Source organism: Gordonia sp. LMA484 (genome assembly GCF_058129505.1).
Genome location: NZ_CM176700.1, coordinates 6,415,222 through 6,429,259 on the forward strand (window position 1 = coordinate 6,415,222; position 14,038 = coordinate 6,429,259).

13 protein-coding genes and 2 pseudogenes are annotated in these 14,038 nt (G+C 65.9%); 7 read left to right on the top strand and 8 right to left on the bottom strand.

Annotated features, from left to right (window positions below):
* Window positions 1-11: 11 nt before the first annotated feature.
* Window positions 12-389 carry a DUF2255 family protein gene (locus AC4AMJ_RS28510; protein WP_489916354.1) on the bottom strand — a complete coding sequence of 126 codons (378 nt, stop codon included), beginning with the start codon at window positions 387-389 and terminating at the stop codon, window positions 12-14.
* Between the two features lie 254 nt (window positions 390-643).
* Here AC4AMJ_RS28510 and AC4AMJ_RS28515 point away from each other — a divergent pair, with 254 nt between their 5' ends.
* Window positions 644-2,035, top strand: a complete 1,392-nt coding sequence (locus AC4AMJ_RS28515; RefSeq protein ID WP_489897037.1) for an IS1380 family transposase — start codon at window positions 644-646, stop codon at window positions 2,033-2,035.
* 234 nt (window positions 2,036-2,269) lie between these two features.
* On the opposite strand, the gene AC4AMJ_RS28520 is transcribed toward AC4AMJ_RS28515, so the two are convergent.
* Both AC4AMJ_RS28520 and AC4AMJ_RS28525 read right to left on the bottom strand, forming a co-directional pair.
* Complete coding sequence (locus tag AC4AMJ_RS28520) at window positions 2,270-2,671, bottom strand: (R)-mandelonitrile lyase (protein ID WP_489916356.1); 402 nt, start codon at window positions 2,669-2,671, stop codon at window positions 2,270-2,272.
* Between the two features lie 49 nt (window positions 2,672-2,720).
* Complete coding sequence (locus tag AC4AMJ_RS28525; RefSeq protein ID WP_489916358.1) at window positions 2,721-3,770, bottom strand: alcohol dehydrogenase catalytic domain-containing protein; 1,050 nt, start codon at window positions 3,768-3,770, stop codon at window positions 2,721-2,723.
* Window positions 3,771-3,872: 102 nt separating this feature from the next.
* Here AC4AMJ_RS28525 and AC4AMJ_RS28530 point away from each other — a divergent pair, with 102 nt between their 5' ends.
* A complete protein-coding gene (locus tag AC4AMJ_RS28530) occupies window positions 3,873-4,766 on the top strand; it encodes an MmyB family transcriptional regulator (RefSeq protein WP_489916360.1) in 894 nt (297 codons plus the stop codon).
* A 24-nt stretch (window positions 4,767-4,790) separates the two neighbouring features.
* On the opposite strand, the gene AC4AMJ_RS28535 is transcribed toward AC4AMJ_RS28530, so the two are convergent.
* Window positions 4,791-5,495 carry an SDR family NAD(P)-dependent oxidoreductase gene (locus AC4AMJ_RS28535; RefSeq protein ID WP_489918539.1) on the bottom strand — a complete coding sequence of 235 codons (705 nt, stop codon included), beginning with the start codon at window positions 5,493-5,495 and terminating at the stop codon, window positions 4,791-4,793.
* A 121-nt stretch (window positions 5,496-5,616) separates the two neighbouring features.
* A complete protein-coding gene (locus AC4AMJ_RS28540) occupies window positions 5,617-5,976 on the bottom strand; it encodes a hypothetical protein (RefSeq protein ID WP_489918540.1) in 360 nt (119 codons plus the stop codon).
* 9 nt (window positions 5,977-5,985) lie between these two features.
* Between AC4AMJ_RS28540 and AC4AMJ_RS28545 the strand changes: the two are divergent.
* Window positions 5,986-6,871, top strand: a pseudogene (locus AC4AMJ_RS28545) (IS5 family transposase).
* 36 nt (window positions 6,872-6,907) lie between these two features.
* On the opposite strand, the gene AC4AMJ_RS28550 reads toward AC4AMJ_RS28545, so the two are convergent.
* Entirely contained in the window at window positions 6,908-8,092 is a 1,185-nt protein-coding gene (locus AC4AMJ_RS28550; protein WP_489916362.1) for an aromatic ring-hydroxylating dioxygenase subunit alpha, read from the bottom strand.
* 182 nt (window positions 8,093-8,274) lie between these two features.
* On the opposite strand from AC4AMJ_RS28550, the gene AC4AMJ_RS28555 reads away from it, so the two are divergent.
* Window positions 8,275-8,856 (top strand): TetR/AcrR family transcriptional regulator, encoded by a 582-nt coding sequence (locus AC4AMJ_RS28555; RefSeq protein ID WP_489916364.1) that lies wholly within the window; start codon window positions 8,275-8,277, stop codon window positions 8,854-8,856.
* 70 nt (window positions 8,857-8,926) lie between these two features.
* On the opposite strand, the gene AC4AMJ_RS28560 is transcribed toward AC4AMJ_RS28555, so the two are convergent.
* On the bottom strand, window positions 8,927-9,880 hold the full coding sequence (locus AC4AMJ_RS28560; RefSeq protein ID WP_489897717.1) for a GlxA family transcriptional regulator: 954 nt from the start codon (window positions 9,878-9,880) through the stop codon (window positions 8,927-8,929).
* Window positions 9,881-10,029: 149 nt separating this feature from the next.
* Here AC4AMJ_RS28560 and AC4AMJ_RS28565 point away from each other — a divergent pair.
* Window positions 10,030-10,664: pseudogene (locus tag AC4AMJ_RS28565) on the top strand (isochorismatase family protein).
* 228 nt (window positions 10,665-10,892) lie between these two features.
* Here the strand turns inward: AC4AMJ_RS28565 and AC4AMJ_RS28570 are convergent.
* Window positions 10,893-12,374 carry a phospholipase D-like domain-containing protein gene (locus AC4AMJ_RS28570; RefSeq protein ID WP_489897715.1) on the bottom strand — a complete coding sequence of 494 codons (1,482 nt, stop codon included), beginning with the start codon at window positions 12,372-12,374 and terminating at the stop codon, window positions 10,893-10,895.
* Window positions 12,375-12,653: 279 nt separating this feature from the next.
* Between AC4AMJ_RS28570 and AC4AMJ_RS28575 the strand changes: the two genes are divergently transcribed.
* Both AC4AMJ_RS28575 and AC4AMJ_RS28580 read left to right on the top strand, forming a co-directional pair.
* The gene (locus AC4AMJ_RS28575; RefSeq protein WP_489897714.1) at window positions 12,654-13,106 is read left to right on the top strand and encodes a MaoC family dehydratase; all 453 of its coding nucleotides are present in this window, start codon (window positions 12,654-12,656) and stop codon (window positions 13,104-13,106) included.
* Window positions 13,103-13,984, top strand: a complete 882-nt coding sequence (locus AC4AMJ_RS28580; protein WP_489897713.1) for an HpcH/HpaI aldolase/citrate lyase family protein — start codon at window positions 13,103-13,105, stop codon at window positions 13,982-13,984. The genes AC4AMJ_RS28575 and AC4AMJ_RS28580 overlap by 4 nt, the downstream gene beginning before the upstream one ends.
* Window positions 13,985-14,038: the final 54 nt, after the last annotated feature.

The following is a 14,038-nucleotide window of genomic DNA, read 5'->3' on the forward strand; positions in this document are numbered from 1 at the left end:
GCGGCCGCGCCCTATGGGCCTGCGGGGCCCACTTCGAGTGTCGCGCCACGAGGCCCGGGTTCTTCGAGGTGATCCACGATCGAGGCGTAGCTGCCGTATTTGTCGCGGTAAGCGCGGTCCACCGAGGCCAGATCGTCGTCGTCGGCCTCTGTGAACGTGACGTCAACGGTGGTGGGGCCGGCGGTGATCTGCCCGGCGCCGGTGGCCAGCGCCCAGGTGAACCAGGACGCAGAGCGCCCGTTGGTCGAGCGGATGAAGACCCGGTCGCCCACCGCGACGATCCAGATGATCCGCGGAGTGCGGAGACTGCCGTCGCGGCGGCGGGTGGCGAGTTCGACCTCTTGGGGCGCGGTGATCGACCGCGCCGTCGCGGTGTCAAAGGCGTTCATGGGATCTCCGATCGTTAGTGGGCGCGGTCAGGGTCACGCAGACGGAATGTCCGTCGGCGCCGCGAGTTCGAGCACCGGAGGAGTGCATGGGTGGCCCTTCGTGACGGCCCTCCGCTAGCGCTCCGGGCCTCCTCAGCCTGGATCTTTCATGTTTGTTTGGGGTGTTCGGCGTGGGAAATGCGAAAGTGCCTACCTGGCAAGGGATTATTGAATCTCCACAACACAATAATTCCTGGCAGAAAGGCACTTCGCAGGTGAAGCATAACCGCTATCCCCGTCTGGTTGTCGATGATCAACGCCGCGAGTCGCTGACGAGTTCGTCGGGGGCGTTGCTGCTGCGTGACGCGGCGCAGGTCGCGGGCCTGGACGAGGCGTTATCGGCGGCGTTGGCGCCGTGGACCTCGCCGCGGGCCACCCATGATCCGGGCCTGATGCTGCTGGATCTGGCGATCGCGTTGGCTCTGGGCGGTGACTGCGCGGCCGACGTGGCGATCGTGCGAGCCCAACCCGACCTGTTCGGGCCGGTGGCCTCGGATGCGACGTTCTCCCGGCTGATCAGCGTGTTGGCCGACGACCTGAGCACGGCGCTACCGGCGATCCGCGCCGCGCGTGCCGCGGCCCGCACCCGGGTATGGACGCGGGCGCGCCCGCTGGCCGGAACACCCGGCACCCGCGATGGGGGGCAGGTGATCGTCGATCTCGACGCCACCACCATCGGTGCGCATTCACTCAAAGAACACGCCCAACTGACCTACAAACGCCAGTTCGGGCATTCCCCGATGTGCGCGTTCGTCGATCACGGCCAGTACGGCACCGGCGAACCACTGATCATCGATCTACGCCGCGGCGGCGCCTCCCCACAAGGCGCCGACCTGCACATCAACACCACGACCGCCGCGCTGGCCCAACTGCCCGCCGCCGAACGCCCCCAGGTGCTGCTCCGCACCGACGCCGGCGGCTGTTCCAAAAAATTCCTCAGGTTCCTGCGCGCCGAGAAACTCGCGTACTCGATCGGGTTCACCCTCTACGACAACGTCAAAACCGCCATCGCCGCGCTGCCCGAGCAGGCCTGGCGCGATGCGTTCAACGGTGACGAACAACCCCGCAACGGCGCCCAGGTCGCCGAGCTCACCGACCTGATCGTCCCCGCCGCCGACCCCACCGACCCCTGGCCGGCCGGGATGCGCGTCATCGTGCGCCGCGAATACCCCGACCCCGGCGCCCAACTACGCCTGACCGACATCGACGGCCGCCGCTACACTGCGTTCGCCACCAACACCCGCGGCACCGGCTGGACCCTGCCGGTCCTGGAACTACGCCACCGCCAACGCGCCCGCGCCGAAGACCGCATCCGCAACCTCAAAGACACCGGCATGGCCAACCTGCCCTTCCACGAGTTCACCAAAAACCAGATCTGGCTCGAAATCGTCTGCCTGGCCGCCGAACTCTTGGCCTGGACCCAAACCCTATGCTGGCCCGAACACCACCCCGCGCGCCTCTTCGAACCCAAACGCATGCGCCTATGCATCCTCGCCGTGGCCGGACGCACCATCCACACCGGCCGACGCCACCTGCTACGACTACCCCGCGGCTGGCCCTACAACGACCTCATCTACCAGGGCTACACCGCCCTGCACGCCGCCTGACACACCACACAGCAGCCCCTGCCCCTCAACCCAGGACCCGAAGAACCGGCGAACACCAGCGCCGGCGATCACCCACACCCACACCACACCAACCCCACACCCAGCCGCCGAAACCCCCAACCCACCACCACATGAAAGATCGAGGCTCAGGGAGCGGAGTGGACGGTCTCTGCTAGCGCTCCGGGCCTCCTCAGGGAGCGAGGGTGGAAGTCCGATTAGTTCGTAGGGTCACCCTCAACGGGCCAGGTACTCGTCGTCGGTGACGTGTTCGAGCCAGGTCGTTGTGGTGGCCGGGTCGTCGGCGTTGTCGAGCATGGCGAGGTGCTCCATGAACGAGTCGCTACTCGCACCGTGCCAGTGTTCTTCTCCGGGAGGGCAGTACAGGGTCTGCCCGGGATGCGCCTCGACCTTGGCGCCGCCGCGGGACTGGACCCAGGCGACTCCCTGGGTGATGTGCAGGGTCTGTCCGCGTGCGTGCGAATGCCACGCGGTGCGGGCGCCGGGCGCGAACCGCACCTTCGCCACCACCATGGTCTGGCCGGATTCGCGTGGGAACGCGATCGGGTCGAGCCAGACGTCGCCGGTGAACTGTTCGGGCGGGTTCTTGGTGGTGGGGGTGAGTGGGTCGATCTCCATTGATTTCTCCTCTTTTCAGGTGCCGATCATCGGATGCTCACGCCGGCGATCACGGACGAACCGCGACCTTCAAGGCCTCGCGGGCGTCCATCGCGGTGTACGCCTTGGGGGTCTCGGTCAACGACATCGTCCGGTCGAACACCTTGCCCGGAGCCACGGTGCCGTCGAGCACGGCGGGCAGCAGCTGCTCGATGTAGGCGCGGACCGGGGCGGGACCGCCGGTCAGGGTCACGTTGGGGCCGAAGAGGCTGCCGAAACCGACGGGCGCCTCGTCGTACTGCGGTACGCCGACGCGGCTGATGGTGCCGCCGGCGCGGACCGCGCCGATCGCCTGGTCGTAGGCGGGTCGATGTCCGACGGCTTCCAGCACGATCTGGCTGCCCAGACCGCCGGTGAGGTCGCGGACCTGCTCGATGCCCTCGTCGCCGCGTGCGGCGACCACATCGGTGGCGCCGAACTCACGGCCCAGATCGGTCCGGGCCCGGTGGCGACCCATCAGGATGATCTGTTCGGCGCCGAGCTGCCGAGCCGACAGCACCGCGAGCAGTCCGACGGCGCCGTCACCGATCACGGTGACCGAGCTTCCGGCAGTCACCCCGCCCCGCACGGCCGCATGCCATCCGGTGCCGTACACGTCCGAGAGAGTGAGCAGTGAGGCCAACAGTGCGTCGTCGGCGTTGGCATCCACGGGCGCGGTGACCAGCGTGCCGTCGGCGAGCGGCACCCGCACGGCCTCTGCCTGGGCGCCGGCGGTGCCGAGCTGGGCATCGCTCCAGAATCCGCCGCGTACACACGAGGTCTGCAGACCGGCACGGCAGAACTCGCAGGTCCCGCAGGAGACGGCGAACGGGGCGATGACGAAGTCGCCGACGCTCAGTGTGGTGACGTCGGCACCCACTGCCTCCACCACCCCGATGAACTCATGGCCCATGGGCGAGCCGTCGGGGGTGGCGGGCATCGAGTGGTACGGGTGCAGGTCGCTGCCACACACGCAGGCACGGGTCACTCGGACGAGCGCGTCGGTCGGTTGCTCAATGATGGGATCGGGGACGTCGATGACGCGGACGTCGCCGGCGCCGTACATGTAGGTAGCTTTCATGACATCCATCAGACCGCGTTTGCACGGGCGTGGGGAGTCACGGTCGTTCCGGGTACTGCCAGTACCTCCCTGGTGTGCGGCACCCTGCCTACCCTGGGATCCATGGATACCACCGACCTGCGCACCCAGATCCGCGAGTTCCTCAGCTCGCGACGCGCTCGCATCACCCCTGATCAGGCGGGGTTGCCGGCGTACGGCGGCAACCGCCGGGTGAAGGGATTGCGTCGCGAGGAGGTGGCGCTGCTCGCCGGTGTGTCCGTCGACTACTACGTCCGGATGGAGCGCGGCAATCTGGCCGGCGCATCAGAAGGTGTGCTGGCCGCGCTGGCCGGCGCGCTGCAACTCGACGAGGCCGAACGCGATCACCTGTTCGCCTTGGCACGCCAATCGCAGGCGGGCGCCGGGACGCGGCGAATCCGCCCGCCGGCCACCACCGTGCGCCCGGCCATTCAGCAGGTCCTCGACGCCATCTCCGACGCGCCCGCGTGGGTGCGCAACGGTCGTCACGACATCGTCGCGATGAATCAGCTTGCGCGGGCTCTCTATTCGCCTGTCCTCGCTCACCCCCGGCGGCCCGCCAACACGACCCGCTTCATCTACCTGCATCCCGACGAGGCGGAGGAGTTCTTTGTCGATTACGACCAGATCGCCCGCGACGCCGCCGCGATGCTGCGCCTCGAAGCCGGGAGAAATCCGAACGACAAGGCGCTGATCCAGCTCGTCGGTGAATTGTCCACGCGCAGTGAACTGTTTCGTCAACGCTGGGCGTCGCAGGATGTGCGATTCCACCGCAGTGGCCGCAAACGTCTCCGGCACCCGGCCGTCGGGCAGCTCGACCTCGACTTCGAGGGGATGGAACTGCCGTCCGAGCCGGGGTTGTATCTGAACATCTACACGGCCGCGGCGGGCACACCGACCGCCGATGGTCTCAAGCTTCTCGCCTCGTGGGCGGCGAGCCAGGAGACGATCGACACCGAGGATCACGCGATCGGCTGAGGTGCCGTCGCTTGAGGTTTCGCGTCAGGTGTTGCGTCCGCCGTTGACGCCGAGGATCTGCCCGGTGATGTAGCCGGCGTCCTCGGAGATCAGGAATGCACAGGCCGCGGCGACATCCTCGGGTTTGCCGACTCGACGGACAGGAGTCCGCAGGATGTGGTCATCGACGGATCCGCCCAATCGGTTGAGTTCTTCATCGCGGCGAAGTAGGGGTGTGTCGACGAAACCGGGTGGTACCGCATTGACCGTGATGCCCAACGGGCCGAGTTCTAGGGCCAGCGCCTTGGTCAGCCCGTTGACGGCGGATTTGGCGGCAACATAGTGAGTCATGTACGGCTGACCGGAATGCGCACTCGACGACGAGATGTTCACGATTCGACCCCACTTGCCGCTGAGCATGTCGGGCAGGACCGCCTGGGTGCAATGGTAGGTGCCGTGCAAGTTGACGTTGATGACCTCCAGCCACGCATCGAAGTCAATGTCGACGAACCGTGCGTTGCCGACGATTCCGGCCGCGTTCACGAGGACGGTGATGGGGCCGAAACGGTTGCGGATAGCGGCGAGCGCGCCGTCGACCTGTGAGCGATCGGTTACGTCGGCGACCTCGGAGTTGTCGTCGTCGTTGGGATTTCGATCGATGGTCGCCACCTGGTAGCCCTCGGCCACCAGTCGCCGGGCGACTGCTGCGCCGATTCCGGACCCGCCACCGGTGACGACCGCGGTCCTCACGCCCACGCCGGCGCTCCTGTGCTGTTGACTGATCGGTTCACGGTTGTGATGGCCTTTCTGATGATCGGGTGGTCCGTTGACGTACGCACCAACGGAGTGTGCAGGTGATCGTCGCCGAGCGTCAGGGGACTGGCTCGATGACTGCGTCCATGGTTGCTGCGCCGGTGTCGGGCACCCGGGGTTGATGCCATGCCTCGATGGGAAATGACACACAGATCAGCGAATAGGTGAGCAGCAGAAGCTGATAGGCGTCGTCGGGCAGCTCGTCGAGCGGGTACTGGTCGAGGTAGGTGGCGGCGTCGGCGAGTCGTGGGAATGCGGCGGAGTAGAAGGTCTGCAACTCGACCATCGTGCTGGACAGTCGTTTTGCGTAGCGTTCACCCTCGGACTGCAGTGCCCACTCGGCGAATGGTTCGAGATCGGCGAAGGCGGCGGGAAGGCTAGGGCGTGTCTCGTAACCGTTTGGTCGTTGGTCTGTCAGTGTCGAGGTGTGGCGCGGATGCAGATGTTGTCGGATGAGATGTGGGCTCGTATCGAACCGTTGATGCCACGGGCGTCGGCCAAGGGAGGCAGGCCGTTTCGAGATCATCGCGTGGTGGTTGAAGCGATCGTGTGGCGCTACCGTACCGGGTCCCCGTGGCGGGACCTGCCCGAGCAGTTCGGTTCCTGGAAAACAGCGTGGCGACGACATAACCAGTACAGCAAGGACGGCACCTGGGATCGGATCTTCGCGATGGCGCTCACTGCGGCCGAGGACGCCGAGCTCATTGACTGGGCGGTCAGTGTCGACTCCACCGTGAACCGCGCCCATCAACACGCGACGAACATCGCGCGTGACACAGGGGGACCCGTCGAATTACATGAATCTGCTCGAGGAGCCGCCTGACCACGGTGTTGGCAGGTCGCGGGGTGGGCTGAGCTCCAAGATTCATCATCTGGTCGACGGTCACGGGATGCCGTTGGTGGTGGTGTGCGGTCCGGGCCAGGCCGGGGATGCTCCGATGTTGCCGGTCCTGACCGGGCACCTGCGCGTCAACAGCAGCGGCCCGGGGCGTGCCCGAACCCGACCCGACAAGCTCCGTGGCGACAAGGCCTACTCGTCGAGAGCGATCCGCGAACAGTTGCGCTCACGCGGCATCGAGGCGGTCATCCCGCAACCCGACGATCAGCTGCGAAAACGCAAAGCCAAAGGCTCCAAGGGCGGACGACCACCAAGCTTCGACGCCGAGGACTACAAGGGCCGCAACGTCGTTGAACGTAGCTTTCAACGCTGCAAACAATGGCGCGGCATCGCCACCCGCTACGACAAACACAACCTCAACTACCGCGGCGGCGTCGTACTCAACGCCATCATCACCTGGCTCAAACGGTTATGAGACACGCCCTAGCGGACACTGTCGATCTCCTGTCGATCATTGCCGATGGTCGGCGAGCCGGTGGTGGTGTCGGAGCGACGCTGGACCCTTCTCGACGTAGCGTCGCGCTGAACCGTGCAGATGTCGGAGCAGGACTTCCTGGTCGTTGAGCGGAAAGTGGGTAACGGCTCGGGTCTCGAGCATCGTCTGTGTCGCCTCCAAGGTGTTGCAGTCCTGGAGTCCGAACTCCTTGAAGGTGACCGCAGCCAGTTCTTGCCGCATGCGGTCAGACGGTGTGGTGGGTGGTGCCATGTAGAGCGTGCCCTCGAAGATGTGCTCGTTGTAGGCAAGTGGCCAGTAGTGATATGTCAGATACCACCCCGGCTCCCACACCACGATCATGAAGTTCGGGAAGAAGACGTAGGAGTCCAGCCCCCACGACGTGTGTCCGGTCGGGTTGAGGCCGGAGGGCAGCATGGTGAGTTCGGGAATGTCGGGCTTGTCCCACGGACCGAAGTTGCCGCTCCGTAAGACGCGTTCGATCGGCTTGACCATCATGGGGTCTTTGGGCGGTGCCATGCCGCCCCACGACGACACCATGCCGTGCGGGCCGTCGATGTCATAGTGCAGCGCTTCGAACCCGTGGTTCAACAGTTTTCGCGACTCGTCGGACACATACTGTTTCGCGTGCAGCACCGGCGCGTGATAGAACTCCGCGAACGCATCGATGTAGAGCTTCCAGTTACTGCGCACATGCGACTGGAATTTGTAGACGTGGGTGAGCTTGTCGAAGGGATACCCCGTCATACCGGCCGCGAACTTCCCGAGGTAGTCGTCCAGGGTCGTGGTGTTGTCCGCGTCGAAGTTGACGAACAGAAAACCCTCCCACACGTCGACGTGCAGTGGGGTCATGTAACTTTCGGCATCGGCCGGATCGAATCTGTCCTGCCGGAGAGATGCGGGTAGGTATCGAAGCGGCAATGTCCACGCATGCCATCGGGCGCCATCGCCTCGTACGACCAGGACGGAGGCATCGAGGGCGTCGATCGGCTTCGTGAAGAACGTCCCCGTGGTCGGCGCCTGCTCGACGCGTCCGACGTTGAGCCACGAATGCCCGAAGATCGCGTCGCGCTCGACGTCGTAGTACTCAGGACTGATCGAGTCGTCATACGACATCGGTCGCGTGTCGATGCCGAAATGCTCCGTCCAACTTCCTTCCGGCGGTTTCGGAAAATGTGGCATGCGTAAACGTCCTTCCGAGAGCTCGGTGACGGCAGAGGTGTTGTGCAACAGAGTCATAGCGCGTCGGGGCAGTGATCGAACCGCCACTGTCGAGCGCCGCCCTAACCTGACCGTCGGTCCACTTAGAGTGTGCTTGTAGCATATGGACCACCGGTCAACTTGTCAATGAGAGGGACGTGGACGTGAGCGAGCAGGGTGTGAGACGAGAGCGCAGTGATGCCGCACGCAATCGACGTGCCATTCTCGACGCGACCGACCGGCTACTCGCCGCGCACGGTGCCGAGAGCATCTCCGTCGACCAGATCGCGGCGGCCGCAGGAGTGGGCAAGGGCACGATCTTTCACCGCTTCGGTAGTCGGGCGGGGCTGATGAGCGCGCTCGTGGTTGAACGCGCCCAGACTCTGCGCGATGCCGTGCTCGGCGGTCCGCCCCCGTTGGGTCCGGGCGCGCCCGCCGCCGACCGGCTCCTCGCTTTCTTCGACGCCATGTTCGCGCTGATCGTGGACAACGTCGAACTCATGATCGCCTACGACAATGCGACATCCGGTTCGCAGGCCGACGAGATCAACGCCTTCTGGCATCGTCACATCGCCGAGCTGCTCACGGAGGCCAGGCCGGGTGTCGACGCCACGATTCTCGCCAGAGTCCTGCTGAGCACGCTCGATCCCGATGTCGTCCTGCACCACATTCGAACCGGTCACACCGATCGCCTGGCGGCAGCGATCCACGGCCTGGTGGCGGCGGTTGTCACGCACGTCGACTGAATCTCCCGGTGCACCATCGCGTCTCCGCGCGGCGGTGCACGCCCGACGAAGGCGTCGCCATCGGAGGCGGTCACGGCTCGTGGGCGGCGAACTGCTTTCGGTAGGCCCTCGGTGAAACCCCATATGCCGCAGCGAACTTCTGCCGAAGGGTGACGCTGCTGCCGAAGCCGCATGCGGTGGCGACGGTATCGATCGTCCAGTCCGTGGTCTCGAGCAGGGCGCGGGCCTCGTCGAGTCGCCGTTCGAGTATCCAGCGCGCGGGCGTGGTGCCGGTGGTGTCGCGGAAGTGTCGGACAAAGCTGCGTCGGCTCATCCGTGCGCGGCCGGCGAGGGCGTCGACGGTGAGGGGCTGGTCGAGTCGGCCCAGTGCCCAGTCGAGAACGTCGCCGATGGCGCCGTCGTGTGCCGGTCGGAGCAATGGCCGCTCGATGTACTGGGCCTGTCCGCCCTCGCGATGAGGCGCGACCACCAGCGATCGTGCCACCCGGGTGGCGGCGGCAGAACCGAGGTGGGTGCGAACGAGGTGCACACAGGCGTCGATCGCCGATGCGGTGCCGGCCGAGGTGAGGACGTCGCCGTGGTCGATGTAGAGCACCGTCGAGTCGACCTTCGGGCCCGCTCGCCGCTGCGCCAGGCTATCCATGGCCTCCCAATGCGTGACGGCGTCGCGTCCGTCGAGCAGCCCGGCATCGGCGATGGGGAAGGCGCCCAGGCAGAGTCCGACGAGTGTGGCGCCACGCTCATGGGCATCGGTGATGGTGTGCCGCAGTTGCGTGTCCAACTCCGGCAACGACATCGGCCAGGACGGCATGATGACGATGTCGGCGCGCCGGGTGGCGTCGGGTCCGCTGACGCCGTCGATGGGGTAGCCCTCGGCAGTCCGCACCGAACCGGCACGGTCCGACCACACTTCGGTCGTCCAATCCGCGGCGAGGCCGAGGCGCCCGACCTCACCGAAGACCATCAACGGTGCGGCCAGATGGAACATGGTGATCCCGTCGAACGCGTAGATCGCGATCCGCATACGCCCTCCTGCGTTGACCGGCCCGCTGAAGCCGAACCGATGGCCCGAACTCATCGAAAGTATGCATTCGTGCCACTCGTGCGGCAAGGTGTCGACACGAAGAATCGAGGACGAACACACATTCCGTGCGACAACCAAGGAGTCACCCAATGACCGCACCGCGCCGCGCACTCTTCGTCGTCGACGTCCAGCAGGAGTACTTCGACGGCCCCCTACAGATCCAGTACCCGCCGCGTGAGGAGTCGCTGGCCAACATCACCGCGGCCATCGACGCCGCGACCGCCCACGACGTGCCGCTGGTCATCGTGCAGCATCGCATGCCTGCCGGTGCGCCCGTCTTCGTCGAGGGCACCGTCGGCTGGAACCTGCATCCGGAGATCGAGAAGCGCGTCGGCCCGACCACCAAACGCGTTCACAAGGTCCACGGCAGCGTTTTCGCCGGCACCGACGTCGCCGACTGGCTGCGCGACAACGAGATCGACACGATCACGATCGTGGGCCACATGGCCAACAACTGTGACCTGGCCACCGCTGTGGAGGCCGAAGGTCTCGGGTTCGCCGCGGAGATCCTGTCGGATGCGACCGGTGCCATCCATCTGGCGAACGAGGCCGGCTCGGTGTCGGCGCAGGACCTGCATGCGACTCTGATGGTGCTGTTCCAGTCCAACTTCGCGGCCGTCACGACAACCGACAATGGATCGACTCGGTGACGTCGGGCGTGGCCGCCGAGAAAAGCAATCTCGTCGTCTCGGCGTTGCAGGGGCGAGAGGTTTCGTCGGTCTGACGCTCGAGCGGTGGAGGCAGAGCGCCGTCACTCGGCGGGGTGGGAACGGTTTTGGTCGAGTCGGAACACGTCCTGCCGCGTGCCACGCATCTCCCTGTGCACCCGGACTTTTCCGAGCCTTTGTGGGCGGTCGAAGGATTGGTGCGAATGCAAGCACTCGCGTGAGCTGACGACCGTCATCGGTGGCGGGCGTCTGATTGCTGGAAGCGCCGGAGAGCCCGCACGACCTCACCGCCTCCCGAGCTTGGACAGCGGCCGCCCGGCCAGGAACCGGATCGAGCGGGTGAGAATCGGGTTGCCCTTGGCGCTCTCGGGGTCGACCAGGTCGTTCTCGGCGAGTTGACTGTCTTCATCCTCGACCGTCGAAAAGTCGAAGGGCACCAAAGTCTTTCCCTGACCGCGCAGGGCGTCCACGGTTGCCACGAGCGTGCCGTGCTCGCCGATCTCGGAGCGCAGTTGCTCGACGGGCACGGCAAGGTGCTCGGCCAGGAGCCGATCACGGACGGCGAGGATGTCGCGGCGGTGTTCGTCTGCTTGTGGGTCGTCGGCGGTGACCTCGACCGCGAGGTCGCATTCGCTGTCGAGGCCGAGCGAGCGATTGTTGAGGTTAGATGAGCCGACCCGCAGGAGTCGGTCATCGACCACCAGGACCTTCGCATGCACGTAGATGTCCTCGCCCGACGTCGTCACCGGATGGTAGGCGCGAAAGCGGTTGTGGGAGTCGGCCTGCCACAGTTGGTGCAGGAGGCGGCGGCGGGCGCCGTCCATCGCCTTCTGTTCGAGCCAGCCCTCGGCGTGGCGGGGCAGGACGACGATGATCTCAGGGCCGTCGGGTTCGCGTAGCCGCTCGGCCATGGCGTCGGCCAGGGTGCGGGCAGCCAGGTACTGGCTCTCGATGTACAGACTGCGCCGCGCCGCGCGGATCGCGGTCAGGTACAACTGCTCGATCTCGCGGACCTCGTGTCGGTCGGGCAACTCGGGCAGGGTGCGTGCCACCGCCACGTCGACAGACCGCATCGTCGGTTCGAGGTCGGCGGGCCAGGGGTCGTCGTCGACGTCGGTCACCTCGGCCAGTTCCTGGCCGGTGGCGGCCAGCCATCGGTCGCGTGCCACCGCGCCGACGACGCGTGCGGCGTCGCCGTCGACCGCGGTCGTCGCGTCATGCCAGGGTCCGTACCGTTTGCCCGTGGGCGTGGTGCGGCGTTCGTCGTTGTCACGGTGCTCGGAGGTGTCCCAGCGGTCGACCGTCATGTCGATTCCGCCGCAGAAGGCGATGCGGTCGTCGATGACCGCGATCTTCTGATGGTGGGCGGCATGCAGCGGGTGATGCGTGTCGATCTCGAGATGGACGTTGCGCTCGGTCATCAGGTTGGTGATGAACACCGGCGCCATCCCACGAGTGATCGCGGAGAACGCGCCGACGCTCCACTTGAGCAGATAGACCTCGAGTCCGGGCCGGTGCTTGGCGAGCCAGTTGAGGAACGCGCCGAGCTCGTTCGGGCCGTCGAGCTTCTCGCCCTCGGGTTCCAGCTGAATACGGGTGTCGAAATCCCAGCCGATCAGGATGATGCGGCGTTGCGCGCCCAGCATCGCCGCCTTGGCGAGGCGAAAGTAGTCGCCTGCGTCGATGATGCAGGCGAGCCGGTCGGCGCGGCCGATGTCGTAGCAGTTGCGGCCGCGCTCGAGCAGCGGATCGTCGATGTCGGTCATGATCGGGCCAGCCTATCCGGACGACGATGCGACGTCGCCCCCGGAGAGTTCGGGCTCGGTCCGGGGTCCGGATTGAGGACCCCGTCCGGAGCTCAGCGGGACAGGCCGGCCCGATCTGACGGAGCGGTCGGACCTCACTCGCGATCGCATCGCGTCCGCCACGGTCAGACGACCAAGATGTCACCGCTGACACTGTTGGTCTGGCCGTCGGGCGTGGGTTGACCACCTCACGCTTATGGTCGTACCATTTGCGAAAGCTGATCTGATGGAGGATTCTCAATGGCCGGAGTGTGGTTCGACGAACTGACGGTCGGACAGACGTTCGAGCACCCGATACGGCGTACCGTGACCGAGACAGACAACGTTCTGTTCACGGCGATGACCCACAACCCGGCGCTCCTTCATCTCGACGAGGAGTACATGAAGGGCACCCAGTTCGGTCAGCGCATCGTCAACAGTGCGTTCACGCTGGGGCTCATGGTCGGCATCTCGGTGGGGGACACCACATTGGGTACCGCGGTGGCCAACCTGGGTTGGGACGAGGTGAGGTTCCCCAAGCCGTTGTTTCACGGCGACACGATCCATGTCGTGACCGAGGTGATCGAGCTGCGCGAGTCGAAGTCGAGACCCGATCAGGGCATCGTCACCTTCTTGCATCAGGCGTACAACCAGAACGACGAGCTCGTCGCGTCGTGCAAGCGTTCCGGCCTGCAGCGGAAGAATCCGCAATGAGCAGGCCACTCCGCTCCTTCCTGTTCGTACCCGGTGACAGCGAGAAGAAGCTGGGCAAGGTGGTCGGGTCCACCGCCGACGCGGTCATCCTCGATCTCGAGGACGCGGTCAGCAGCAACCGCAAGCCGCTCGCGCGGGAGCTGGTCTCGGAGTTCATCGTCGCGCAACTGGGGGAGATGCACGGTCCGCAACTGTGGGTGCGCATCAACCCCATTGACACCGAGTACGCGCTCGCCGACCTGGCTGCCATTGTTCCGGCGGTGCCGGCGGGCATCATGATCCCCAAGATCAATGGTCCCGACGACGTGCGGCGAGTACATCACTATCTCGAGGCGCTGGAAGCCGCGCACGGAGTCTCCTCAGGTGCCATCCGCGTGCTGCCGGTCGCGACCGAAACGCCGCGCGCTCCTTTCCATCTCGGGGAGTTCGCGGATGCGGGGCTGGAGCGTCTGTACGGACTGACCTGGGGCGCGGAGGATCTCAGTGCCGCCTTGGGGGCGACAACCAACCTCGGAGCGTCGGGGGAGTGGGCAAGCACCTATCAGCTCGTCCGATCGATGACGTTGATGGGTGCGCGTGCCGCCGATGTGGAGGCGGTGGAGACGCTGTACGTGGACATCCGTGACGATCGCGGGCTGGCGGAGACCTCCCGCCGGGCGCGCGCCGAGGGCTTCAGTGGACGGATTGCAATCCACCCCGCCCAGGTCGACACGATCAACGCCGCGTTCACGCCGACCCAAGACGAGGTCGCGTTCGCCGAACGAGTTGTCGAGGCCTTTACCGACGACGTCGGAACCGTCGCAATCGACGGGAAGATGCTCGACCTGCCGCACTTGAAGCAAGCGCGGCGTGTGCTGGCTCTGGCAACTGCAACGTAGGAGAGCGCGACTGCCTGATGGAATGTACCCGGCCCCACGGCGGGGCAATGGGGC

Bases quoted from the DNA above. Each gene is read 5' to 3' on its own strand.
- AC4AMJ_RS28510 (WP_489916354.1), bottom strand. From the start codon at position 389: ATGAACGCCTTTGACACCGCGACGGCGCGGTCGATCACCGCGCCCCAA.
- AC4AMJ_RS28520 (WP_489916356.1), bottom strand. From the start codon at position 2,671: ATGGAGATCGACCCACTCACCCCCACCACCAAGAACCCGCCCGAACAG.
- AC4AMJ_RS28525 (WP_489916358.1), bottom strand. From the start codon at position 3,770: ATGAAAGCTACCTACATGTACGGCGCCGGCGACGTCCGCGTCATCGAC.
- AC4AMJ_RS28530 (WP_489916360.1), top strand. From the start codon at position 3,873: ATGGATACCACCGACCTGCGCACCCAGATCCGCGAGTTCCTCAGCTCG.
- AC4AMJ_RS28550 (WP_489916362.1), bottom strand. From the start codon at position 8,092: ATGCCACATTTTCCGAAACCGCCGGAAGGAAGTTGGACGGAGCATTTC.
- AC4AMJ_RS28560 (WP_489897717.1), bottom strand. From the start codon at position 9,880: ATGCGGATCGCGATCTACGCGTTCGACGGGATCACCATGTTCCATCTG.
- AC4AMJ_RS28570 (WP_489897715.1), bottom strand. From the start codon at position 12,374: ATGACCGACATCGACGATCCGCTGCTCGAGCGCGGCCGCAACTGCTAC.
- AC4AMJ_RS28575 (WP_489897714.1), top strand. From the start codon at position 12,654: ATGGCCGGAGTGTGGTTCGACGAACTGACGGTCGGACAGACGTTCGAG.
- AC4AMJ_RS28580 (WP_489897713.1), top strand. From the start codon at position 13,103: ATGAGCAGGCCACTCCGCTCCTTCCTGTTCGTACCCGGTGACAGCGAG.